The 738-nt window shown below is 65.0% G+C and carries 1 protein-coding gene; it reads left to right on the top strand.

Annotation, left to right across the window (positions count from 1 at the left end; translation table 11 throughout):
- Nucleotides 1–738, top strand: a 738-nt coding sequence (locus DIE08_RS35270) for a 3-hydroxybutyrate dehydrogenase (protein WP_059817505.1), incomplete at both ends; no start/stop codon positions are given.

Below are 738 nucleotides of genomic sequence, written 5' to 3'. Positions count from 1 at the left end.
GGCAAGACCGCAGTCGTCACGGGCGCCGCAAGCGGCATCGGCAAGGAAATCGCACTCGAGCTCGCGAAGGCGGGCGCAGCGGTCGCGATCGCCGACCTGAACCAGGACGGCGCAAATGCGGTCGCCGACGAGATCAACAAGGCAGGCGGCAAGGCGATCGGCGTCGCGATGGACGTGACCAGCGAGGAAGCGGTCAACAGCGGTATCGACAAGGTGGCCGAAACGTTCGGCTCGGTCGACATCCTCGTGTCGAACGCGGGCATCCAGATCGTCAACCCGATCGAAAACTATTCGTTCGCCGACTGGAAGAAGATGCAGGCGATCCACGTCGACGGCGCGTTCCTGACGACCAAGGCCGCGCTCAAGCACATGTACAAGGACGATCGCGGCGGCGTCGTGATCTACATGGGCTCGGTGCACTCGCACGAAGCGTCGCCGCTGAAGTCGGCGTACGTGACGGCCAAGCACGGGCTGCTCGGTCTCGCGCGCGTGCTGGCGAAGGAAGGCGCGAAGCACAACGTGCGCTCGCACGTCGTGTGTCCGGGCTTCGTGCGTACACCGCTGGTCGACAAGCAGATTCCGGAGCAGGCGAAGGAGCTCGGGATCAGCGAAGAGGAAGTGGTGAAGAAGGTGATGCTCGGCAACACGGTCGACGGCGTGTTCACGACGGTGCAGGACGTCGCGCAGACGGTGCTGTTCCTGTCGGCGTTCCCGAGCGCCGCGCTCACGGGCCAGTCG

Origin of the sequence: Burkholderia sp. Bp9004 (assembly GCF_003858025.1) — a bacterium.
GTDB classification, from domain to species: domain Bacteria; phylum Pseudomonadota; class Gammaproteobacteria; order Burkholderiales; family Burkholderiaceae; genus Burkholderia; species Burkholderia diffusa.
The sequence above is the reverse complement of the archived record's forward strand: the minus strand, read 5'-3'. Positions and strand labels throughout refer to the sequence as shown.